The sequence below is a fragment of the Dolichospermum sp. FACHB-1091 genome (assembly GCF_014697585.1).
GTDB lineage: Bacteria > Cyanobacteriota > Cyanobacteriia > Cyanobacteriales > Nostocaceae > Dolichospermum.
In genome coordinates, this window is sequence record NZ_JACJSB010000012.1 from 89527 (window position 1) to 112034 (window position 22508).

General features: G+C 39.0%; 21 protein-coding genes. 12 read left to right on the top strand and 9 right to left on the bottom strand.

Annotation, left to right across the window (positions count from 1 at the left end):
- Nucleotides 1-81: 81 nt before the first annotated feature.
- Nucleotides 82-1251, bottom strand: coding sequence for an FAD-dependent oxidoreductase (locus H6G25_RS09890; RefSeq protein WP_190392319.1), 1170 nt, complete (start codon nt 1249-1251; stop codon nt 82-84).
- Between the two features lie 181 nt (nt 1252-1432).
- Nucleotides 1433-1885, bottom strand: a complete 453-nt coding sequence (gene psbQ, locus H6G25_RS09895) for a photosystem II protein PsbQ (protein ID WP_190392320.1) — start codon at nt 1883-1885, stop codon at nt 1433-1435.
- 145 nt (nt 1886-2030) lie between these two features.
- Between psbQ and H6G25_RS09900 the strand changes: the two genes are divergently transcribed.
- The 3 genes from H6G25_RS09900 to H6G25_RS09910 all read left to right on the top strand — a co-directional run bounded on the left by H6G25_RS09900 (nt 2031) and on the right by H6G25_RS09910 (nt 6340).
- Nucleotides 2031-2459: a hypothetical protein gene (locus H6G25_RS09900; RefSeq protein ID WP_190392321.1), complete on the top strand. Its 429-nt coding sequence runs from the start codon at nt 2031-2033 to the stop codon at nt 2457-2459.
- Nucleotides 2460-2622: 163 nt separating this feature from the next.
- Nucleotides 2623-3864, top strand: a complete 1242-nt coding sequence (locus H6G25_RS09905) for a glycosyltransferase family 4 protein (protein WP_190392322.1) — start codon at nt 2623-2625, stop codon at nt 3862-3864.
- Nucleotides 3865-4651: 787 nt separating this feature from the next.
- The gene (locus H6G25_RS09910) at nt 4652-6340 is read left to right on the top strand and encodes a serine/threonine-protein kinase (protein ID WP_190392323.1); all 1689 of its coding nucleotides are present in this window, start codon (nt 4652-4654) and stop codon (nt 6338-6340) included.
- A 290-nt stretch (nt 6341-6630) separates the two neighbouring features.
- Here H6G25_RS09910 and H6G25_RS09915 read toward each other — a convergent pair whose 3' ends face one another.
- Nucleotides 6631-7596, bottom strand: a complete 966-nt coding sequence (locus tag H6G25_RS09915; protein WP_190392324.1) for a DUF4351 domain-containing protein — start codon at nt 7594-7596, stop codon at nt 6631-6633.
- 57 nt (nt 7597-7653) lie between these two features.
- Between H6G25_RS09915 and H6G25_RS09920 the strand changes: the two genes are divergently transcribed.
- The 8 genes from H6G25_RS09920 to accD all read left to right on the top strand — a co-directional run bounded on the left by H6G25_RS09920 (nt 7654) and on the right by accD (nt 14027).
- Nucleotides 7654-8844, top strand: a complete 1191-nt coding sequence (locus tag H6G25_RS09920; RefSeq protein ID WP_190392325.1) for a M20 family metallopeptidase — start codon at nt 7654-7656, stop codon at nt 8842-8844.
- Between the two features lie 93 nt (nt 8845-8937).
- Nucleotides 8938-9252, top strand: coding sequence for a chromosome segregation ATPase (locus H6G25_RS09925; RefSeq protein ID WP_137907325.1), 315 nt, complete (start codon nt 8938-8940; stop codon nt 9250-9252).
- Between the two features lie 201 nt (nt 9253-9453).
- Complete coding sequence (locus tag H6G25_RS09930) at nt 9454-9678, top strand: DUF167 domain-containing protein (RefSeq protein ID WP_190392326.1); 225 nt, start codon at nt 9454-9456, stop codon at nt 9676-9678.
- A gap of 6 nt (nt 9679-9684) precedes the next feature.
- Complete coding sequence (locus H6G25_RS09935) at nt 9685-9828, top strand: hypothetical protein (RefSeq protein ID WP_190392327.1); 144 nt, start codon at nt 9685-9687, stop codon at nt 9826-9828.
- 675 nt (nt 9829-10503) lie between these two features.
- Nucleotides 10504-11598, top strand: a complete 1095-nt coding sequence (leuB, locus tag H6G25_RS09940; RefSeq protein ID WP_190392328.1) for a 3-isopropylmalate dehydrogenase — start codon at nt 10504-10506, stop codon at nt 11596-11598.
- A 100-nt stretch (nt 11599-11698) separates the two neighbouring features.
- Nucleotides 11699-11929, top strand: a complete 231-nt coding sequence (locus tag H6G25_RS09945) for a hypothetical protein (protein ID WP_347239157.1) — start codon at nt 11699-11701, stop codon at nt 11927-11929.
- A gap of 50 nt (nt 11930-11979) precedes the next feature.
- Nucleotides 11980-12801 carry an A24 family peptidase gene (locus H6G25_RS09950; protein WP_190392329.1) on the top strand — a complete coding sequence of 274 codons (822 nt, stop codon included), beginning with the start codon at nt 11980-11982 and terminating at the stop codon, nt 12799-12801.
- A 272-nt stretch (nt 12802-13073) separates the two neighbouring features.
- The gene (accD, locus tag H6G25_RS09955; RefSeq protein ID WP_190392330.1) at nt 13074-14027 is read left to right on the top strand and encodes an acetyl-CoA carboxylase, carboxyltransferase subunit beta; all 954 of its coding nucleotides are present in this window, start codon (nt 13074-13076) and stop codon (nt 14025-14027) included.
- Nucleotides 14028-14205: 178 nt separating this feature from the next.
- Here accD and H6G25_RS09960 read toward each other — a convergent pair whose 3' ends face one another.
- The 4 genes from H6G25_RS09960 to plsX all read right to left on the bottom strand — a co-directional run bounded on the left by H6G25_RS09960 (nt 14206) and on the right by plsX (nt 18040).
- Nucleotides 14206-14667 (bottom strand): DUF4079 domain-containing protein, encoded by a 462-nt coding sequence (locus H6G25_RS09960; protein ID WP_190392331.1) that lies wholly within the window; start codon nt 14665-14667, stop codon nt 14206-14208.
- Between the two features lie 220 nt (nt 14668-14887).
- Nucleotides 14888-15769, bottom strand: coding sequence for an ACP S-malonyltransferase (gene fabD / locus H6G25_RS09965; protein WP_190392332.1), 882 nt, complete (start codon nt 15767-15769; stop codon nt 14888-14890).
- A 53-nt stretch (nt 15770-15822) separates the two neighbouring features.
- The gene (locus H6G25_RS09970; protein ID WP_190392333.1) at nt 15823-16824 is read right to left on the bottom strand and encodes a beta-ketoacyl-ACP synthase 3; all 1002 of its coding nucleotides are present in this window, start codon (nt 16822-16824) and stop codon (nt 15823-15825) included.
- 190 nt (nt 16825-17014) lie between these two features.
- On the bottom strand, nt 17015-18040 hold the full coding sequence (plsX, locus tag H6G25_RS09975) for a phosphate acyltransferase PlsX (protein WP_190392334.1): 1026 nt from the start codon (nt 18038-18040) through the stop codon (nt 17015-17017).
- Between the two features lie 461 nt (nt 18041-18501).
- Between plsX and gntT the strand changes: the two genes are divergently transcribed.
- A complete protein-coding gene (gene gntT / locus H6G25_RS09980) occupies nt 18502-19857 on the top strand; it encodes a guanitoxin biosynthesis MATE family efflux transporter GntT (protein ID WP_190392335.1) in 1356 nt (451 codons plus the stop codon).
- Between the two features lie 155 nt (nt 19858-20012).
- Here the strand turns inward: gntT and H6G25_RS09985 are convergent, their stop codons facing one another.
- Both H6G25_RS09985 and H6G25_RS09990 read right to left on the bottom strand, forming a co-directional pair.
- Nucleotides 20013-20843 carry a DUF4351 domain-containing protein gene (locus H6G25_RS09985; protein WP_190392336.1) on the bottom strand — a complete coding sequence of 277 codons (831 nt, stop codon included), beginning with the start codon at nt 20841-20843 and terminating at the stop codon, nt 20013-20015.
- 176 nt (nt 20844-21019) lie between these two features.
- Nucleotides 21020-22492, bottom strand: coding sequence for a leucyl aminopeptidase (locus tag H6G25_RS09990; RefSeq protein WP_190392337.1), 1473 nt, complete (start codon nt 22490-22492; stop codon nt 21020-21022).
- Nucleotides 22493-22508 lie beyond the last annotated feature (16 nt).

Sequence of the window (22508 nt, forward strand, 5' to 3'; positions counted from 1 at the left end):
ATCCTTATGGCATTTACCAGATCCCGAACTTGTTCAAGAAGTCGGGGATCTTATTCTTATAGTCTAGGAATATAGGAAAATTTAAGAACGAGAATCTTGAGGTAAAATCATTTCTCGAATGGCTGTGGCTGTTGCAGGGGCGAGTAGAACACCATTACGATAGTGTCCCGTAGCCAGAAGAACATTAGTAAAACCCGGTAACTTATCAATAACTGGCGCTGGTCGTCCTTCAGGACGGGGACGCAATCCCGACCAAGTGCGGAGAACCTTAGCAGCGGCTAAATCTGGGGTAAAAGCGATCGCTTGTTGTCTGACAGCATCCAATAAAGCTTGATTTGGAGGTATTTGGTCTTGATCATTAGGAAATTCTACCGTTGCACCGACCCAATAATCACCATTGCCCATGGGGACAATATGCACATCATTACCAGTAATCACCGGTTGAAAATCAGGATTTCCTAAAGTCCGTCCTAAACTTAGATATAAAGCTTGTCCCAGCACCGGACGGATATTTACCATCTGATCTAATTTTGCAGTTAAAGCCTTTGAACCCAAACCCGCAGACATGATAAACCAATCAGCGGTGACTTTACCCTGTGTAGTTTCAATAAAATTACATTTGTGTGCTTCTCCCAATCCTTTTTTGATGTGTAAGGGTGTTGGGGGGGCTGGTGGAGGAGTTTCTGTACCCGTAACAGACACACCAAATTGAAAATTTACACCATTGCGTTGGGCAGCATCTACTAAAGCTAAAGTTAAAGCTGTAGCATTTAATTGTAGATCTTGGGGAGAATAGACAGCGCCTATACTTTGGGGATAATTAACTTGAGGACAATATTTTCCGAGTTGTTCTTGATCCCAAACTTGTAATTGCCAACCTTGAGATTGACGAATTTCCCGCAATTGTTCCCATTCTGAAAGTACCTCAACGCCACTTTCTAAGGGACGCTCTAAATTTTCCGATAACAGCATGACGATTCCTTGCCGGTTACAAGGGATTTTCCGCCCCGTAATTGCTTCTAATTCAGGAATCAAAGTTCCATAGCGTTGGATACTACTTTCTCGCATTCGCCAAGCAATACCCTTAGTTTTACTGCTAATTACACCCATTAATACACCGAGGGCGGCGCTAGTAGAACCTTGTGCCGGTTGTTTTTGTTCAAAAACAGTGATATTTAAACCTTTAACTTGGCTGAGTTCATAGGCGATCGCCGCCCCAACCACACCACAACCGATAATTACTATATTCATGGTTTTCGCGCTTGAGTCAGGGGTGAAGGATAAATAGTCTTCCTCTTCACCCTATCACCTGATCACCCCAGGATTTTGTGATTCAAGACTCGAAAGGAGGTAGGAGGCAAAGAGCAGAGGGAGAAGAAATATATTATTATTTTCCTTATTCCCTGTTTTCTCTCACCTCTTGCCTTTTCTTTTAGCTACTCTTTTGGGGAACTAGTTCTAAGAACTTGTCAATATCTACAAAAGCTTGTTTGTAGTTACCCAAAGTCTGACTAGTATTGCCAACGGTAGCAGATTGATCTATTTTTACTAAGTCCTTCAACAAATCTTTAATGATTTGCCTTGCCTTTCCCTGGTCCTGCCGTGCCAAATTGGGGACAATATAAGTCATATTTAACTTAGCTTCCGTCATTGGTCCATGGATAAAACTGCCTACTTTTATCCATTCACCCTCAGAAATCAAGCTTTTCAATTCCCCTTGGCGATCAATTACGGCCTTAATTCCAGGAACATACTCCTGAATTTTAGCAACTTCCGCTGCTGTATACGATGGTGGTAAAGTAGCAACACTAGGACCACCACAACCAATGAGGAATGTTGCTAATAATACGAAAATCAGTGAGAAAATAGAACGTTGACGCACCATAAATGGAAATTAATTTTTTCTTTGGTTGCCGATGAACAGTGTTATTTTAGATCGCTATGTAATCAACCGTTACAATTAACTTAGGTTTTTCTGTCTTTATCTTCATCTTCCCTCCAGGCTAACCGAAATATAGGAGTATTATTGAGTGAACGCAGCCGAACAAGCCACAAACCTCGAATTTGCCAGCAAAATTGCTACGGTGGTCAATTTGTTTAAATATGAATTTCCTGATGTCAAATCCGATCTCAAACCCTGGCATAATGACCTGGAAACCAGAGAATTATTAGATCCAGATTCCATTGACATCGCTTTTCACTTCCCCGGTGTCAGCAAATCTTGGCGCTGTCGCAGTATTTTAATTCAAATTCGATTTTATCAAGATCCCATCACTCATCACCGTCGCGCCATTGGTGTGGAAGCGGCTGGATTTGACCATCGTGGTGAAGTTTGGCGACTTTCTACCGTGGAAACCTGGAGTTTTATGGGTGATTCTATACCCTTGGCTGTTGTTGGGGAAAGGCTAAAACAGGTTTGTCGGCAAATTTTAGAGGTGTTTAATCCACCAAGTCAGTAAAAATAATTAACTTTTCTGTTCATCTAAAGCCTATTACCATCAACGCTTAGAAATTAACGCACCTTTTACGTTAATAATTTATTAATATCACCATCAAAATTAAATGGCTGTAATGTATTATAAAAAATGTATCAGGTGGACCCGAAGATAAGTATTTACATACATGAAAAATGCTGCGACAATTCCCAAACGGATTTTATTCTTACATCCCAACTTTCCCGCTCAATTTCGCCATTTAGCGACAGCTTTAGCCCAAGATAGCAATTACCAAGTTGTATTTGGTACTAATCGTCAGGAAGGAACAATACCTGGCGTATTTAAAGCTATTTATCAACCTTCCCGTCAAGCAGCACCCCAAACCCATCATTATGTTCGTAATTTAGAAAATGCAGTTATTACTGGACAAGCTGTATATCGAATGGCAGAAAACCTGAAAACACAAGGTTTTATTCCAGATATAATTTATGGTCATTCTGGTTGGGGTCCGACATTATTTATGAAGGAAATTTTTCCCAAAGCAGAATTATTATGTTTCTTTGAATGGTTTTATCATGGTCGCGGTTCTGATGCTGATTTTGACCCCAGCGAACCATTAAATGCAGATGATTTATGTCGTATTCGTGTGAAAAATGCCCCGATTTTAATTGATTTATATAATTGTCATCGTGGTCTTTCTCCTACTAATTGGCAACGGCAACAATTTCCCCCAGAATATCATAGTAAAATAAATGTTTGTCACGATGGAATTGATACTAATTTTTTTCAACCCCAGCCAGATGCTAAATTAGTTTTACCTCGCATTAATCTTGACCTTTCTCAAGTTACAGAATTAGTAACCTATGTAGGTAGGGGAATGGAACCTTATCGCGGTTTTCCTCAGTTTATGGAAGCAGTAGCATTAATTCAACAACAACGGCCAAATTGTCATGTTGTAGTTGTGGGGGAAGATAGGGTAGCTTATGGAAAAACTCTACCAGATGGTAAAACTTATAAACAATTAATGTTAGAAAAGTTAGATTTGGATTTATCCAGATTACACTTTACTGGTAGACTACCTTATAGTGAATATCTCCAAGTTTTACAAGCTTCTTCAGCCCATATTTATTTAACCCGCCCTTTTGTTTTATCCTGGTCAATGTTAGAGGCAATGTCAACAGGATGTTTGTTAATAGCTTCTCATACTCCACCGGTTCTAGAAGTAATTGAAGATGGTAAAAATGGACTGTTGGTAGATTTCTTTTCTCCCCAACAAATTGCTAACAAAGTCAACGCGGCTTTGGATAATTCCCAAGATATGATTCCTATTCGCGCTGCTGCCAGAAAGACTATAATCAATAACTATGATTTAGCAACATTATTACCACAGCATTTAAATTGGTTGTTAGATAATACTAATTCCAAGTAAGTGAACGGAAAAAAACGACATAAGTAACGAAAAGTAAAGTTGCCCAAAACCTCTCCCCTGTTCCCCGTTACAGCAGTTTCCGACATTATGAAGTACAGATATTAATAATAAAACTCTTGTGGTGCGGGCATCTTTCCCGCACAAAGCGTACCTCACTCAAGCTGAACTTGCTGTAAGAGTTAAGAGTTCCCTCACTATAACGACAATTTTTCACGCCAACCTACTTATGTGAGGCTGCGCTATTTTTTAAAACCCGGAAAAAGTCCTCAAAAAAAGAGAGTGGGAGGAGGCATTACCAAGCGCCTTTCTCTCCCACTCTACCATTTGCTGCTGAAGCGTTTAGGAATTTATTCATATAGACGAAACCCGTTAATTAGGGGGGTAATTTGCAGGTTAACGATAACGCCTATATTTAGCAGGTATTCCTGTGCAGCAAATACTAATTTTATTTCTATTTATTTTTTAGACAATCTCTACAAGAGCTTTATGTTAATTGATTCAATCTCTTAACAATCCCTTGTTTTGCTTGTCTCATATAATTTAGCCTGGTTTATTTGATGATGGTTGCCAATTTGGCATTTTTCTGAAATTTTTTTGTCGTTGATTATTAATCTTTTAAAATTACATTTTACCGGATAATTAATAGGGGGTCAGACCCATCATTCCTAATCTGAATTGATTTGAATGGTCTGTGTTTGTGCCAATTTTTTTCCAGGATTTTGATTTAACCCTATCCATAACCCTCAAGAAACGCTAAAATCAATCCAGCCTTTGTATTTTCGTGGTTTTGACCCAGATAACTCAGAGTGCGGTTCACTGCATAAATCCTCATTGTCAACGTCCTTATCCCCAACCCTGGGGAAACAAATTCTGTAACAGTTGTGGCGCACAGTTGCATTTGTTAGAACGTTATTCCCCTCTTAAACCACTAGGATCAGGGGGATTTGCTCAAATTTATACAATTTGGGATGAAAAGACACAAACAGAAAAAGTCCTCAAGGTGCTGGTAGAGACTTCACCGAAGGCCCTGGAATTGTTCATGCAAGAGGCGGAAGTTTTAAGTAATTTACGTAATAATGGAGTGCCAAAAGTTGATGCTGATGGGTATTTTCAAGTCAATTTGATCAATCCTAAACCCCGTCAATTACCATGTTTAGTGATGGAAAAAATCAATGGCTACACTTTAGAGGAGGTATTAATAAATTCTCCCCAAGGTTGTCCAGAAGATTTAGTTTTATCTTGGTTTATTCAAGCTGTACAGATTTTGCAGGAGTTACACAAGCGCCAAATTATTCACCGAGATATAAAGCCTTCTAATTTAATGTTACGGACTTCTACACCCGCTAAACCCTTGAAGGATGATAAGTTAGTCCTAATTGATTTTGGGGGTGCTAAACAAGTTAGTGGTTCAGTTTTAAAATCCCATTCTACCTCCACCCGCTTATACTCGTCCGGTTATAGTCCTCAAGAACAAATTCATGGTAGTAATGTCGGTCCTGGGGCAGATTTTTATGCTTTGGGACGGACTATGATTCAATTACTAACGGGTAAATATCCACCTGAACTGGAAGACAGTCTCACGGGAAAATTACGGTGGCGTAATTATTGTCAGATTAAACCAGATTTAGCAGACTTGCTAGATGAAATGGTACAGGATGACGTGCGATCGCGTCCAGAACACGCAGGTGTTATTCACAAAAAATTATTAAAGATTGCTTCCCCATTACCACGGGAAGGATTATTTACCCGCATTAGTAAATATTTAGTGAAATTAGTCACTCAATTTTTCCAAGCTATAGGTAATACAACTTTATTTATTATTCGGGGAATATTTAAGTTTTTATTTGCTTGTTTGGTGACTTTTTGGGTAATGATTTTGACTAGTATTTCCACAGGAATAGCCACTATGATTGGTTGTATTCTGGCTTATCATAGCAGTTTAGGCGATCGCTGGCTAGAATTACTAGCCTATCAATTACCAACACTGGTCAAAAATCAACCGTACATAGCCGCAGAAACCATAGTCTACGCTTTTGCAGGTTTGGGAACAGCTTGGGGACTAAGTTTGTCAGGTTGTTTTGGACAAAAGCGACGGTTTCTCGTTTCTGCTTTAATGGGTTTTGTTGGTTATAGTTTAGGCTGGATAGCTTGTCAATTCATTCCCACTCAAAGTCATAGTGAAAACTTGGTAATATGGATTTTGATATCACTTCCCATACTGACATTAGGTTTAGGTATTCGCACTCATAAAATCGCTTATGCTGTAATTGCTGGTTTGGTTAGTGCTTATTTGATCAGTGTTTTCACTAACTTAGGATTAGGACTACATTTATTTCATTTTTCCAGAGAACCGCAAGGGTTTGATATATTTTCACCTCTAGGTTTTTTTAGTCTTGTGAGTATCTTAATTAGTTTTTGCTTAAGTATCAGCTATTACTTAATTAGTCCTTGTTTACGTTGGTTAGGTTGGAGGTAAAAAAACCTCACCAAAACACAGATACCCCTGGTTCATTTTGTGGTGAACCAGAGGCATCTCATAATTGGTAGACTATAAATCTTTCGGTATACTCAAGTTGACACTAATGTACACTGTTTGTTCCCATTTGCATAGTTCTGTAATAACAATTTATATAATTTTTGTATATTCTTAATTATTTTTTTATATTTGAGATTTACTTAAACTATTTTTGACTTCCGCCCTGCGGTACTAGTTCCCCCCAAAACCATCCCTTATCGCTCTGTGGAAATTCTTGGGGGTTTTGTTTTCTAAAACTCTGAGTTATTTTCTAACCATTGTTCTAAATCAGTGACAGTGGAGAAATCTAAGAGTGCTTCACCGAGTAATTCTAATTGGTCAATTGTCAATGTCCGAATTGTCTCAATGAATGATGATTCAATTACACCAATTCGCCGATTTAGTTGCCGGAAAATCAGTTGTTGTTCTCCCTGCTCTATTCCCCTTTCTACCCCTCGTTCCATTGCTAATTCTTCTGTTGGACTAATAAAAGGCATTTGATTTTCCTCCTCCAAATGTTTAATTTTAGCGACTAATCCCTGTTGCAATTCTTTGGGCAATGTCATCATTTTATCAATTATCTTAAAAAGGTTAACAATCTTTTCTTTTGTTAAGCCTCGCTCGTAAAGTCCCCTAACTAATGTCCATTTCCACTGTTCCCGTTCTGCTAAATTACCTGTGGTGGCTTTGGTTTTCAAATGCGCCATTACTATGATAGCAAAGGGATTATCACTTGATTCTAGTTCATTCCACCGTGATTCATAGTCCAGGAGTTTAGCAATGGGGAACTTCAGACTTAATTCACAATCTAACATTGCTTGATGATAACTGTTAGGTCGCCAAGTGGAACTCGTATCACCTAAAATCGCCAAACTCACGACAAATTGGTGATAAAGGTCAAAGGCACGATAATTATAAGTGTACATCCGTTCTCGGAAGTCAACATCATATTGGCTTTGAATTTCAATATGAATTAAAATCCATACTTGTGTTTTATCCAATAACCAAACTTTATAAAGTTTATCGGCTATGCGTTTTTCAGTTGCTGATGAAGCCGTAATTTCTTGCAGTTCTTTATCTAGTGATTCCGGTGGTTTTGTCCAATCAATTGCTTTATAAGCTACAGGAAAGAAGAAGGATAAAAAACTATCAAAATATTCGTTTAATGCTTCTTTCCAGGATTCATCGTAATTCGCCGTGATTTCATTTTTGTTCATAAAATGCTATACTAATAATTGTGGTAATTCAGTCCCAATTAATTTAGAATTATTTCCATGCTCAACAGAATCAAAGAATTATCAACAAGTATATCATCTCGATTAGTCGAAATCCGCCGACATATTCATGCACATCCAGAATTGAGCGGAGAAGAATATCAAACCGCTGCTTTTATTGCTGGTGTATTATCTGCCAATGGACTGCACGTAGAAGAGGGAATAGGCAGAACAGGTGTCATTGGTGAATTAAAAGGGACTAAATATACTGATAGTGTACTGGCAATTCGCACTGATATGGATGCTTTACCCATTCAAGAACGTACAAGTTTAGAATATGCTTCTCGGATTCCCGGAGTTATGCACGCTTGTGGTCATGATATTCATACTACAGTAGGTTTGGGAACAGCGATGGTACTTTCCCAAATTGCCTCAGAATTGGGGGGAAAAGTGAGGTTTATATTTCAACCAGCAGAAGAAATAGCTCAAGGTGCAAATTGGATGGTAAAAGATGGAGTTATGAATAATGTTGCGGCCATTTTAGGGTTGCACGTTTTTCCTTCCATTCCCGCAGGTTCAGTTGGTATTCGTTATGGTGCGTTAACAGCCGCAGCAGACGATTTAGAGATTATTATTATTGGTGAATCTGGACACGGTGCGCGTCCCCATGAAGCCATAGATGCGATTTGGATTGCATCACAAGTAATTACATCATTACAACAGGCCATTAGTCGTACCCAAAATCCTTTACGTCCCGTAGTATTGAGTATTGGTAAAATAAATGGTGGGAGAGCGCCAAACGTAATTGCTGATAGAGTACAATTATTGGGGACAGTGCGATCGCTACATCCAGAAACCCGTAATAATTTACCAGATTGGATTGAAAAGATAGTAGCTAACGTTTGTAATTCTTATAATGCGAAATATCAAGTTAATTATCGTCAAGGTGTACCCAGTGTCCAAAATGATAATACGCTAACGCAGCTATTACAATCAGCAGCCGAAGAAGCCTGGACTAATGATCGTGTACAGATTTTACCAGAACCATCCTTAGGTGCAGAAGATTTTTCAATTTATTTAGAACACGCCCCTGGTGCAATGTTTCGCTTGGGTGTAGGCTATGAAGAGAGAATAATTAATCATCCCCTGCATCATCCACAATTTGAAGTTGATGAATCTGCTATTATGACAGGAGTAGTCACCCTAGCTTATGCAGCTTACAAATATTGGTTAAATAAGTCAGAACCGTGATTTGGCTGATTAGGATTTCCATGATCAATTAATCAAACAAATCAGGTTTTGAAATTTCTCTTTAAATAAATTCAAAAAGTCAGATACTCAATCATGTCACAAATCGAAACCATAGATTCAAACCCATCAGAAAAAAGCATTGATAACTGGTACTTGGTAACTGTTCGTTCCAAAAAAAGAGAAGTATTTTTGAAATATTTGAATATAGCTATTAGCCAAAATCAACTACAAGACTTGGTAATAGAAATCAAAATTCCCCAAGAAGCAGTTTATCAAGACATCGTTTTATTAAAAACGAGTAATTTCAAAACTGCTTATATACAACTAAAAAATATTGAATGTTTCCAAAATATCGAACGCAAACCCCTAGCACTACAACAAGTAAATAGAATGTTAGGGATTACTTAAAACCTCCAGAAGAAAATAGAGACAGGGAAAGTAGATCAAGATCAAGGGTGAGAGATAAAGAGTGAGAGTTTGAGAAATGGAGTTTTTGATTTTCACACCTCAATTCAGCAGCACCAAAAAATTCCTCGTTCCCTGTTCCCTGTTAAGAGTTCCCTGTTCCCTTGTCATAACGACAATTTTTAACGCCAACCTACTTAGATAATGCAAAAAATAGTAAAAGTTAAACCAAACTCCCAGCAGCAAAAGATTGAAGAATTAGCAGATGGTAGTTTAATTGTACATTTAAAATCACCACCAATAGACGGTAAAGCCAACGAAGAACTAATTAAACTATTAGCCAAAAAATTTGATGTTCCTAAATCATCTATTACAATTAAATCTGGTGTAACATCTAGAAACAAACTCATTACAATTGATAAAAATTAGACATCAATGGTACAGCACCCCCAGAATATCCCAAGCCTGGCTATGGGTAAGGAGGAAGCTGCTTATTGGTTGAGAATGGCTATGCAACGCAAAAGTCCTAAACTGGTATTAATGGCGTTACGGTGTTTGTTGACAGACCCGAATAGATAATAAAAATTATAGAATTGCCTTACTTTGTTATCAGGGACAATGCACGTTATTAGTTTTAGAATCTTAAGAGAGTATGCAGAAAACCATGCAGATTGTCAGGAAGCCCTGAATAATTGGTATACAGCAGTTTTCATGTATTTGTACCACACGCTAATTTTTCTATTCCTTTCTTCCTTTCTTCCTTTGCGTCTTTGCGCCTTTGCATGAGATATAAAATGTGGTTCATTTACCCGAAAATCGCTGTAAGTGCATAAGCAATTGCCAAAATTTGATTAATAATCACACTGACGGTATTCTCCTTTATCCTACATTGTTTTTGATTTACTGACAAGTAAGTTGGGGTGAAACAACCAAAATCTGTAAAGATAAGTAAATACGGAGAAAACATCTAGTAAAGTGATTGAGATATGGGCGCTCGTTTAAGAGTATTTTTAACTCAGAAGGTTAATCAACAGAAGACGAAACTCTGTTAAACCTGATCACTGTGGGTGTGCCACAAAAAGTCAACTAGTCCAAAAACTCAACATAAGTAGATAAACGGAAAAAAACCGACATAAGTAACGAAAAGTAAAGTTCCCTGTTCCCAGTTAAGAGTTCCCTGTTCCCTTGTCATAACGACAATTTTTCACGCCAACCTACTTGTATTTGTAAACATTCACCCAGCAAAACCCAACCATGACCCAAAAATACCACATTACCCTACTACCTGGCGACGGCATTGGTCCAGAAATTATGGCTGTCGCGGTGGACGTGCTAAAATGCGTCAGCAAAACCTTTGATATTAACTTTGAATTTTCCACGGCTTTAATTGGTGGCGCTGCTATTGACGAAACCGGTGAACCCCTCCCCGCTGTCACATTGGATAGGTGTCGGAATAGTGATTCCGTTTTACTCGCGGCTATCGGTGGTTACAAATGGGACTCTCTTAGCGCCAATTTACGCCCAGAAGCAGGTTTATTAGGGCTGCGGGCTGGTTTAGGGCTATTTGCTAATTTACGCCCTGCGAAAATTCTCCCCCAGTTAATTGACGCTTCTAGTCTCAAACGGGAAATTGTCGAAGGTGTAGATATCATGGTCGTGCGTGAACTCACCGGCGGGATTTATTTCGGTAAGCCTAAGGGCATATTTGCAACGGAAACCGGAGAAAAACGCGGTGTAAATACTATGGTTTACAGCGAGTCAGAAATTGAACGTATTGGGCGCGTAGCCTTTGAAACAGCACGAAAACGCGGCGGAAAACTCTGTTCTGTGGATAAAGCCAATGTATTAGAAGTATCTCAACTTTGGCGCGATCGCATTACACAACTTTCCACAGAATATACCGATGTTGAATTATCTCACTTGTATGTAGATAATGCGGCCATGCAATTAGTTCGCGCTCCCAAACAATTTGATACGATTGTTACAGGAAACCTATTTGGTGATATTCTCTCAGATGCAGCCGCTATGTTAACTGGTAGTATAGGAATGTTACCTTCCGCTAGTTTGGGTGCTGATGGTCCTGGTGTTTATGAACCAGTTCACGGTTCAGCCCCAGATATTGCAGGACTTGACAAAGCTAACCCTTTAGCACAGGTTTTAAGTACCGCTATGATGTTACGTTATGCTTTAAACCAGCCAGAAGCAGCAGACTTAATTGAAAATAGTGTTTTAGAAGTTTTAGAACAAGGTTATCGCACAGGGGATATTATGTCACCAGGAATGAAACTTGTCGGTTGTCAGGCTATGGGCGCAGCACTGATACAAATTCTTGAGTTAAAATCACGTTAAAGTATAAATCTGGAAGTTTTAGCATCTATAATGTTAAAAATTTCAGATAAACTGAGAGTGTTAAAGGACAGCAAATCCATAACTTATACAAAAGCAAATTGTGTACGCTTTAAAACAAGAACAGTCTTTGATTGACCCTAATATAATTAAAGCCGCTAGTCAAATTTACTACATCTACTGTCAAGTACATCCAGAAATAGTAGGAAAAGCTACGGGAGTCGCAATTAGTCGAGTGACTCATCGGGGAAAAGTTATTTTTACTCAGTACCCAGTGCTGTTACCACAGGAATGTTTTGTCCCTTTGAATCAAATCGAGTCCTATATGTATTAGTCTTTAGTCCTTAGTCATTAATTAAGAACTGACAATTGACAAATAACAATATGGACACTTTGATTAATATCCCAGTAAATATCATTGTCTTTATTTTGGGAGCATCTCTGGGAAGTTTTATTAATGTTGTGGTTTATCGGCTACCCGCTGGCTTATCCGTGCTGTCGCCTCCCTCCCGTTGTCCGCAGTGCTTAAATAGGTTAAAACCCTATGATAATGTCCCAGTTTTCGGTTGGTTGCGGTTAAAAGGGCGCTGTCGTTATTGTCAAACTAAAATTTCTTGTCGTTATCCACTGGTAGAGACATTAACAGGGATAATATTTTTAATAGTATTTTGGGTTTTTCAATTTTCAATTTTTACCATCGGATATTGGGCTTTTTGTAGTTGGTTATTAGCTCTATCTCTTATAGATTTAGATACAATGACCTTACCCAACTCACTAACTAAATCAGGTTTAATCTTAGGGATAGTCTTTCAGATAGCTGTTGCTTGGTTATCAGAAGGGACTATGGTAGAATTATCCAAACACTTAATGACAGGAATAGCCGGTGCAGCTATGGGTTTGTGGCTGTTTGAGGCGATCGCACTTTTTGGTTCTATGGCTTTTGGTAAAACAGTTATGGGTCAAGGTGACGCTAAATTAGCTGCTATGATGGGAGCATGGTTAGGATGGCGTTATTTACTACTAGCGAGTTTTATTTCCTGCATTTTGGGTGTATTAATAGGAAGTGGAGCAATTATCCTCTCCCGTAGTCAAATGGGACAGAAAATACCTTTTGGACCATTTCTAGCTTTAGGTGCGGTAATTACTGTCTTTAGCGGTGACACTATTTTGTCTCACTATATGAGATTATTTTTACCCGGATATTAACATCAAACTTTTAAATCTTTTTTTGTCTCATGCTGATGATTTTATCAATCCAAATCTTTATCCTTTCTGACTGTAGTTGTGATCACCCCATGAAGATTTTAGATTTTGGTAATATCTAAGCAATCATCCAGGTCAAACCAGTTACAAAAGTCATAATTCTAACCTTCTCAAATCCAAAATCTACAATTCTCAATCTCCACCTCCAGGTCGCTTAATGTCAATCACAATATATTGATCATTTTTGACCTCATACCTAATTAGATCAGATAAAAATGGCAAATAACGAAGAATCACGCGGTTTAAAATCTCTATTGGATTGGTTCGCAAATCGTCGTAAATCAGGAAGTACCAACTTAGAACGTCAAGAACGGGAAATTGCTGATGGTTTATGGCATAAATGCCCTAAGTGTGGTGTTTTGTCATATACAAAAGATTTGAAAGCCAATCAAATGGTTTGCAGTGAATGTGGTTATCATCATCGGGTTGATAGTGATGAGCGTATTCGTCAATTAATTGATGTTAACACATGGAAACCATTAGATGAAAATTTATGTCCAACCGATCCCTTACAATTCCGCGATCGCAAACCCTATATTGATCGTTTAAAAGAAACCCAGGAAAAACTAGGACTGATAGATGCGGTTAAAACTGGGTTAGGGCAAATTAATACCCTTCCAATAGCATTAGGGGTCATGGACTTCCGATTTATGGGTGGAAGTATGGGTTCTGTCGTCGGGGAAAAACTCACCCGCATGATTGAACAAGCTACCCAAAGGCGTTATCCTGTAGTCATTATTTGCACATCTGGTGGTGCGAGAATGCAGGAGGGAATGCTGTCTTTAATGCAAATGGCAAAAATATCCGCTGCCCTACAACGTCACCGAGATTCTAAACTATTATATATTCCCGTTTTAACTAACCCTACCACGGGAGGTGTTACCGCCAGTTTTGCCATGTTAGGTGATATTATCATCGCTGAACCAAAAGCAACAATTGGTTTTGCTGGAAGACGGGTAATTGAACAAACTTTGCGGGAAAAACTCCCTGAAGATTTTCAGACTGCAGAGGACTTACTTAAACATGGGTTTGTTGATGATATCGTCCCCCGTACACAGTTAAAGGCTACTTTAACACAACTGATTGCTCTCCATCAACCTCTCCCCACAACTGCACCAAACATGGTTTTATGGGAAACAATGAAATTAAGTTCCACCGCTGTTGATTAAGAGTTTAGAAGGAAATTAGCTAGTTAAGTATTTGCTAACTTTCCCTAACTAATGCCATATTCTCATGGCATACATACCACCCAGATAAGATTATCGGTGTCCGGTTAAGTCTAGACTTGGGTACTTTTGAGTAAGTTTGATGGGGCTGCAAAATTAATCTATATTAATCTATAGCTAGTTAAGGTAAATACTTTTGTACCACCGTCCAACCGCTCAGAGATACCCAAATAAAGCCTGGTAATAATAACAGATTACAACCAAGATGTAAGGGTCTAGCCCAAGACTTACCCGTACTAATTTGGGTGGCGCTAAAAGCAGATACTAAAACTAATATCACCACTATTAACCCAGCCCCTAAATGTGGAGAATGTCCTAAAGAACCAAAATGTCCCAAAGTACCCACAATACCAACTGCTAACAGGAGTAAGACTAGACTAACCATAGAGATGCCGATGATATAATGCAGCAATAGCATTTGACCACGATGCCAAGGTGATATAATTCCCAGGGGGACTTTGAGAGTAGTTTTAGCCAGTAACATCCAAATACCAGTTATTGCTAAAAACAAGTATGCCATCAAGGATAACCCCATTGACCAAGCGGCTATTTTCCATAACCATAAAAAAGAAGGTAGGTGCATAAAAAAACATTTCAGTTAAGGAAAGTTACTTAGCTTAAAGGCATTTAGCCCATAATACATAATATATAGGCTGGTAAGATAACCAGCCTACAAAAGTCAGATATTAAACAGGCTATACAGTTAACAAACGTGAACTAATTAGGTTGATATCAAGTTAAAAACCTGATAAATATTGATCAACTGATTCCGTTAAATGCTCACGATGTTTAATGAATTTAACCTAAACAGGCAACTCCTGAGCATTACGAATATTTTCCAAAATTAACCCAGAAGTAGTCCGTTTAATCAAACCAGTTAAAACGTTACCAGGACCAATTTCCACAACTTTCTCAACACCATTTTCTGCTAATTGCAAAGAAATTTCTCGCCAACGCACAGGTCCTGTCATTTGTTGAGAAAGACGCTCTTTCAAAGTTTTTGCTTCTGTGGCTGGAATTGGGTCAACATTAGATAAGACTGGGACCGTTGCTGACTGAAAAATCACTGAATCTAAAACTTCTTGAAATTCCGTTGCTGCTGCTTTCATTAAATGGGAATGAAATGCTCCTGAAACCTTTAAGGGAATAGCCTTTCTAGTTTTGACTCCAGACGTGACGGCTTGTACAGCTTCAGGTGTGCCAGAAATTACGACTTGAGCAGGACTGTTATCATTTGCCAAAACCACATTAGGTGTCTCCTTAATAACCTTTTCTAATTCTTCTCGGTCAAAGTTCATTAGTGCGGACATCATCCCGCCAGCAGCACTTTCCATCAGTTCCGCCCGCCGTTTTACTAAGTATAAACCAGCAGACCATTCAAAAACACCTGCAACATAAAGGGCGATATATTCCCCTAAACTGTGACCTGCAACTAAGTCTGGTTGCTGTCCTTTTTCTCGCAATATATCAGCAATTATACTTTCGACGACATATAAACTGGGCTGGGTATAAAGTGTCCGTGATAAGGTGTCAATGTCGCTTTGACAGATATCTATCACAGACCAGCCTAAAATTGCCTCAGCTTGAATAAATTTTTCTTTGGCAGATGGTAGATTTAATAGGTCTACTCCCATGGATAATGCTTGAGAACCTTGTCCAGGAAACACCCATGCAGTTTTAGTCATTTGTTATTAATCAGTTGTCAGTTGTCAGTTGTCGGTTGTTAATGGTCAATTATTTATCTTCCCCATTGGAAAATGGCCGCACCCCAGGAAAGTCCAGCCCCAAAACCAGAGGTAGCAATGATATCATTGGTTTTGATTTTTCCCTCTCGCACCGCTTCATCTAAAGCTAGGGGAATAGAGGCGGCAGAGGTGTTACCATAGTTAGCAACATTGCTGATAACTTTATGTTCAGGAATATTCAAGCGTTCAGCAACGGAATTAATAATTCTTTGATTTGCTTGATGTAATATTAGCCAGTCTATATTTTCCACTCTCAGGTTAGCTACAAATAAGGCTTTATCTATCACTTCTGGAACTTTTTGGACAGCAAAGCGGTAAACTTCTTTTCCATTCATGGTCATAGGCTGATATTTGCCCGTAGATACATGAATATCCTCTGTCAGTTCTACACTAGAGCCATGATAGGACAGATTGAGATATTGGTTTTGAGAACCGTCGCTTTTCAGGGAAAATCCTAATAAGCGATCGCTTTTATTCGCTTGTAATACCACTGCTCCAGCCCCATCACCAAACAATACACAACTGCGTCTATCTTGCCAATCTACCCAGCGAGAGAGGATATCTGCCCCAATTAAGAGTACATTCTGATAAACACCTGTTCTAATGTATTGTGCCGCCGTTACCAAACCGAAGACAAAACCGGAACAAGCGGCGGTTAAGTCAAAGGCCACTGCTTTGACAGCACCTAATTCACTTTGAACACGGCAAGCACTGCCAAAGAGGTCATCAGGGGTAGATGTGGCCAGCAAAATTAAGTCTATGTCCGCTGGTTTAATTCCAGCAGATGCAATAGCCTGTTGTCCCGCAGCGGTGGCTAATAATGTCAGTGAATCAGGGTGTAATGCTAACCGTCGCTGACTGATACCTGTTCTGGAAGTAATCCACTCATCTGATGTTTCCACCAATTGAGTTAATTGTTGGTTATGTAAAACCGTTTCTGGGACTGCTGAACCACTTCCTGTAATTGCTATGCCACTGGCTAAAAAATTTTGCACTTCTTAATATCCTCAGTTGTCAATTGTCAGTTATTAATTGTCAATTGTCTTGTTTGTAAGCATTAATAACGAGTACCAATGACAATTCCAATTTGAGTTCTCAGACTAGGGATTTTCATCCCTAATCTAAAATTGGATGACAATTGACAAATAGCTGTTAGCGATAATTTCCATAGTTGAGAAATACCAACTAACTACTTTCATTTTGGAGAATTTGATATTGGGATTGGAGTCTTGTTAACACCTGATTATCTACAGCTTCCTTAGCCATGCGAATGGCGCTAAAAATAGATGGTGCTTGGGAACTACCATGACCAATAAAACAAATACCGCTGACACCTAAAAGCAAAGCCCCTCCATGTTCAGCGTGATCCATGCGCTGTTTAACGCGCTTGAGGTTGGGTTTTAAAATCGCTGTCCCGATTTGACCATGTAGCCCTTGGGGTAATTCTTCTCGCAGAATTTGCAGAATTACACCTCCGACTGCTTCGGCAAATTTTAGTAAAATATTACCCACAAAGCCGTCACAGACGATCACATCAAATTCACCAGATAATACATCGCGTCCTTCTGCATTACCAGTAAAATTAATTTGAGTATTTTCCCTTAACAATTGGTGGGCGCGAAAAACCACCTCATTACCCTTGGTATCTTCTTCGCCAATATTCAATAAACCTATTTTCGGGTTTTCTGTTCCCAAAACATACTGACTGTAAATTGAACCCATGACTGCAAACTGTTCTAAAAATTTAGGGCGACAGTCTACATTCGCACCGACATCCAGTATCATTACTGGTTTACCGGCTTTGATGGTGGGGAATACTGTAGCAATAGCCGGACGGTCAATTCCCGGTAATCTTCCTAACCGCAGCAAAGCCGAGGCCATGGCCGCCCCAGAGTGTCCCGCAGAAAATACCGCATCTGCCCGTTTATTTTTAACTAAATCCATCGCTATATTAATTGAAGATTCTCGCTTACGCCTAACTGCGTTGAGAGGCTCTTCATCCATAGCGATCGCTTCCTTAGCAGTAACAATCTCCAAGTCCGCCATATTAGTTTTTGGCGGTATTACAGCCTCAATTCGTTGGGGATCTCCAACCAATAATATTTTAACACCCAATTCTTCTCGCGCCCGCAGTGCGCCAGCGACGATTTCATCGGGTGCATGATCTCCCCCCATTGCGTCAATTGCGATTCTTACACCAGTCGATCCCATTGCTCAGAGCTTATAGAAACCTTACAAATTTTATCAGATTGCAATACTTAAAAATTGAAAATTCTCAAAAAAGCCATCAGAAATTATCGGGAAGTAGGTTCAAAACCCTAGAATCAAAATCTAGATAGCATCAAAGCACGGTAAGCACACAACAACGACTACTGGTACAACCCGCTTTTAGGCATCTGGTAGTTAGGGAAAATGTCTGATAGCCCAGGATCTCCATGATTGTAGAATTACAACAGAAAATTACTCACCAATGACCCATTACCCATTACCAGCCCCAACTAGATAACTAGTAACTTGAGTTATTAATTAACAATCGTGTTAGCATTATTAGCATTAATGACAGAATTAGGCTGTGGATATCCATAAATTTGCATAAATCTTTATTAGCAGGCATTAAATCTACCTATCTTCTACCTATCTTTACTAAAATTACGGCACTTGAAAGAATAAACATGATATTTACACTTCCCAATAAGTACAACTTCTTAGGCCGGTTTTACCGATTAACCAGTATCAGCGTTCTTAGTAACATGATGGTTCCCTTAGCTGGTTTAGTAGACATTGCTTTTTTAGGACATTTAACAGATATTCGACATTTAGCAGGAGTAATTTTAGCAACTATTCTCTTTGATTATCTTTATCGAGTATTAAAATTTCTCCGTTCTAGCACTAATGCCATTACCGCTCAAGCAGTAGGCAAAAATGATGATCAGGAAGTAATTTTAGCTGGTTTACGCAGTGGTTTAATTGCTTTATTCCTGGGTTTAATTATTATTTTATTACAATATCCTTTACAAAAAATTGGCTTTTTTATTTTAAGTGGTTCTTCAGATATCGAAGCTGCTGGAGTTGATTATTTTTATGCACGAATTTGGGCTGCACCAGCTGTACTACTCAATTTTGTTTTATTCGGTTGGTTTTTAGGCCGAGAAATGAACTGGGTAGTCTTATTAATGTCAATTGTGGGTAATGGTTCTAATGTATTATTAGATTATTTAATGATTTTTCAATGGGGTTGGGCAAGTACAGGAGCAGGTTTAGCAACAGCATTAAGCCAATATTTAGCCTTAATTGTCGGCTTAATATGGATGGTTTTTACTATTCCTTGGCAAACCGTACCAGCCGCTATTAAAGAATTATTTGATTGGGTAGCTTTGCAAAAAACTGTTGCTTTAAAAGGTAATATTTTAGTTCGTTTCATATTATTGGTTTCTGTCTATTCTATCTTTACTAATTTAAGTGCAACCATGGGAACAAATGTCTTAGCACAAAATGGTTTATTATTACAAATTGCTCTTTTAAGTCAGTTCACAATTAATGGTGTCGGACTAACAGTGCAAACTATGACAGCTAATTTTAAAAGTAAAGGTAATACCAAAGAAATGATACCTTTATTGATAGTTGCTGGACTGACTAGTTTGGTCATAGCATTAGGTTTTTCTGGTACATCTATTTTATTTCCTGATCAGATATTTGGACTATTAACTAATCATGCAGAAGTTAATCAAGATATTAATCAATATACGATTTGGTTACTTCCTGTTTGTGTAGTTACAGGTATAACTTTTGTTTTAGAAGGTTATTTTATCGGTTTAGGAGAAGGTGCAACTTTGCGGAATGTGGTATTATTATCTTTTGCAGTAGGTTTCATGCCACTAGTAATTGCTGCCTGGTATTTTCATAGTAATCATTTATTGTGGTCTACTTTAGTCTCTTATATGGCAGGTAATATGCTTTTACTAGCTGTATCTATCCCCCGAACCTTGAAAGATGAAAGTTTACAAAATCAGCCATTAATTTCTAGTTAATAGTTGAGAGTTTTCTCCTTTTCTCGTTCCCAGTCTCCAGACTGGGAATGCTCTCCTAGAGGTTCTACCTCCCGTATTTTCGAGACCGAGCCTCTGGTTCTGCATTCCCACACGGAGCATAAGAATGAACCAAAATCGAGAATCTAGAAACAATCCTATAAACTTCTGGGGAAGTGTGTATCTAACCAATTAACTAAATCAGATATTCCTGAAAAGTCTAAAAACTCTTCTCCCAATATTTCTAACTGTTCAGTAGGTAATAAACGAATCCGTTCCACTATAAATGAATCCATTTCTCCAAATCGCCGATTTAATTGACGATTTAAAAAACGAAAAGCTTCTTTCTGTTCTCCCTTTTGCAAAATATCCTGGTAAATTACAGATTCTTGCATAATATCCTCGCTCAATAATTGACGAATTAGATTTTTCTCAAACCGTAAACCTGCTAAAATCTCTGTGTAAGCAGCAGTATTCTGTCTGGCTGGTACATCTGTAATTTTAGCAATTTCTCTGGCAACCTGGGATAATAATTCTGGTGCGGAATTTGTTTTTGTTAATGGTGCTAATGGAAGTAATGCGGGGTTATTGAGAAACAAATCTGAATCTTGTTCCCACATTCGGATAACTCGATAGCGATGATGTGTCATTTCATCAATATAAGCCTCGGTAAAAGCGATTTCATTAGTTGTTTCCTGCAAGAAAATCACCACTTGGGTAACAGGTAAATTATATTGTCTAACTAATCTGACAAAATAATCTAACATTCTTAACGGAATGGGAGTTTCTGATTTGGTGTTCGTTTGAAATTCTAGATGTAGGATTCTGTTTTTTGTTTGCAGCAATATAACGGAATCTGCACGAATAGGTTCAATGCTGAGTTCAGTTTTTAAGACTTTGATTTTTTCGACTGTTTCCGGTAGCAACCAGTTGGCAAAATCAAGAGGATATTTTTCCGCTAGGATTTTACAGACATTATCAAAACTCACAATTTACACCCTGATTCACAATTTTCTAATTTATGGGACGGGGAAACCCCGCCCTGTTGAGGTGAAATTACAGCAGTTCTCGGTATTATGAAGTACAGATATTAATGATAAAACTCTTGTGGTGCGGGCATCTTGCCCGCATAAGGTGTACCTGACTCAACTGAACTTGCTGTAAACTAACTTAACACCCAATTTACCAATGTTCTCACACCGAAACCAGTCGCCCCTGCACCGTTATAACCGTGTTCCTTATCAGCCCACACAGGACCGGCAATATCTAAATGCGCCCAGGGAGTATCCTTAACAAACTGTTTGAGAAACAAAGCAGCGGTAATAGAACCGCCATAACGAGGTCCAGTATTTTTCATGTCGGCAATACCGGATTTCAGCCCGTCAAAATATTTATCTTCCATTGGTAAACGCCAAATTTTCTCACCGGCTGTTTCTGCGGCTGTTTGGAGTTGGGAGGCCATAGCATCGTCTGGTGTAAATAAACCAGCAATATCTTCACCCAAGGCCACCACACAAGCACCTGTAAGGGTAGCTAAATCAACGATCGCATCTACACCCAATTTATCAGCATATACCAAGGCATCAGCCAAGGTTAAACGCCCTTCAGCATCGGTGTTATTCACTTCGATGGTTTTACCATTTGAAGCGGTTAAGATGTCTCCAGGGTGCATAGCCTTACCGCTAATCATGTTTTCGGTGACGGCTGATATAAAGTGAACCTCTACATCTGGCTTTAATTGTCCAATGACTTTAGCAGCGCCCAGAGTAGCCGCAGCACCACCCATGTCAATTTTCATGGTTTCAATACCGCTACCTGCACCCTTAATATTTAAACCACCAGAATCGAAAGTTAAACCTTTACCAATAATAGCCAACTTGCGTCTAGGTGTGGTAGCTGGTTTATAAATTAGGTGAATGAATTTAGGAGGTAACTCGGAAGCCTGGGCTACTCCTAAAAATGCCCCCATACCTAATTTTTCACATTCTGCCTGTTCTAGAATCTCTAATTCTAACCCATATTCGTGAGCGATCGCCCCAGCAGTTTCGGCCATAGTAATCGGTGTCACTGCATTAGCTGGGGCTGCTACTAACTGCCGTGCTAAAATAACTCCAGAAACAATTTGATCAGCGCGGGTAATAGCCGCTTCTTGTCCTGCTAAACCCAGTAAATCAATAGTTTCAATATTGGGGCTTTTATCTTCTGGTTCAGACTTAAAGCGAATATCTTGGTAAAGTGCTAATTCTATGCCTTCAGTAATAGCTTGGGCTGTAGCGGCTGGATCATTGCTCCATAGTGGTAAACTAATTCCCAGGGTTTTAGTTTTCTGCTTTTTAGCGGTGCGTGCAACTGTGGCCGCAACTCGTCGCAGGGTTTCTAATTGTAGTGCCTCTGGTTTACCTAAGCCCACTAAAATCACCTTTCGCACCAAATTACCCGCCCCTACCCTCGTAAAGATGGTACTATTGACTTTACCAGTAAATTCTTCTTCAGCAATTAGTTCTGTGAAGATTCCAGCCAATTTCTGGTCTAAAGTTGCCAAATCACCGGTTAATTGTACTGCATCTTCAAATAAGCCAATTGCTAAAGTATCGCCCGTCCAGTCCAGTAAACTCTTATCCGTAGGTTGAATCGTCATTTTTGTAAGTTCTGCT

Bases quoted from the DNA above. Each gene is read 5' to 3' on its own strand.
- H6G25_RS09915 (WP_190392324.1), bottom strand. From the start codon at position 7,596: ATGAACAAAAATGAAATCACGGCGAATTACGATGAATCCTGGAAAGAA.
- leuB (WP_190392328.1), top strand. From the start codon at position 10,504: ATGACCCAAAAATACCACATTACCCTACTACCTGGCGACGGCATTGGT.
- psbQ (WP_190392320.1), bottom strand. From the start codon at position 1,885: ATGGTGCGTCAACGTTCTATTTTCTCACTGATTTTCGTATTATTAGCA.
- H6G25_RS09905 (WP_190392322.1), top strand. From the start codon at position 2,623: ATGAAAAATGCTGCGACAATTCCCAAACGGATTTTATTCTTACATCCC.
- gntT (WP_190392335.1), top strand. From the start codon at position 18,502: ATGATATTTACACTTCCCAATAAGTACAACTTCTTAGGCCGGTTTTAC.
- H6G25_RS09950 (WP_190392329.1), top strand. From the start codon at position 11,980: ATGGACACTTTGATTAATATCCCAGTAAATATCATTGTCTTTATTTTG.
- H6G25_RS09890 (WP_190392319.1), bottom strand. From the start codon at position 1,251: ATGAATATAGTAATTATCGGTTGTGGTGTGGTTGGGGCGGCGATCGCC.
- plsX (WP_190392334.1), bottom strand. From the start codon at position 18,040: ATGGGATCGACTGGTGTAAGAATCGCAATTGACGCAATGGGGGGAGAT.
- H6G25_RS09930 (WP_190392326.1), top strand. From the start codon at position 9,454: ATGCAAAAAATAGTAAAAGTTAAACCAAACTCCCAGCAGCAAAAGATT.
- accD (WP_190392330.1), top strand. From the start codon at position 13,074: ATGGCAAATAACGAAGAATCACGCGGTTTAAAATCTCTATTGGATTGG.
- H6G25_RS09990 (WP_190392337.1), bottom strand. From the start codon at position 22,492: ATGACGATTCAACCTACGGATAAGAGTTTACTGGACTGGACGGGCGAT.
- fabD (WP_190392332.1), bottom strand. From the start codon at position 15,769: ATGACTAAAACTGCATGGGTGTTTCCTGGACAAGGTTCTCAAGCATTA.
- H6G25_RS09935 (WP_190392327.1), top strand. From the start codon at position 9,685: ATGGTACAGCACCCCCAGAATATCCCAAGCCTGGCTATGGGTAAGGAG.
- H6G25_RS09925 (WP_137907325.1), top strand. From the start codon at position 8,938: ATGTCACAAATCGAAACCATAGATTCAAACCCATCAGAAAAAAGCATT.
- H6G25_RS09960 (WP_190392331.1), bottom strand. From the start codon at position 14,667: ATGCACCTACCTTCTTTTTTATGGTTATGGAAAATAGCCGCTTGGTCA.
- H6G25_RS09920 (WP_190392325.1), top strand. From the start codon at position 7,654: ATGCTCAACAGAATCAAAGAATTATCAACAAGTATATCATCTCGATTA.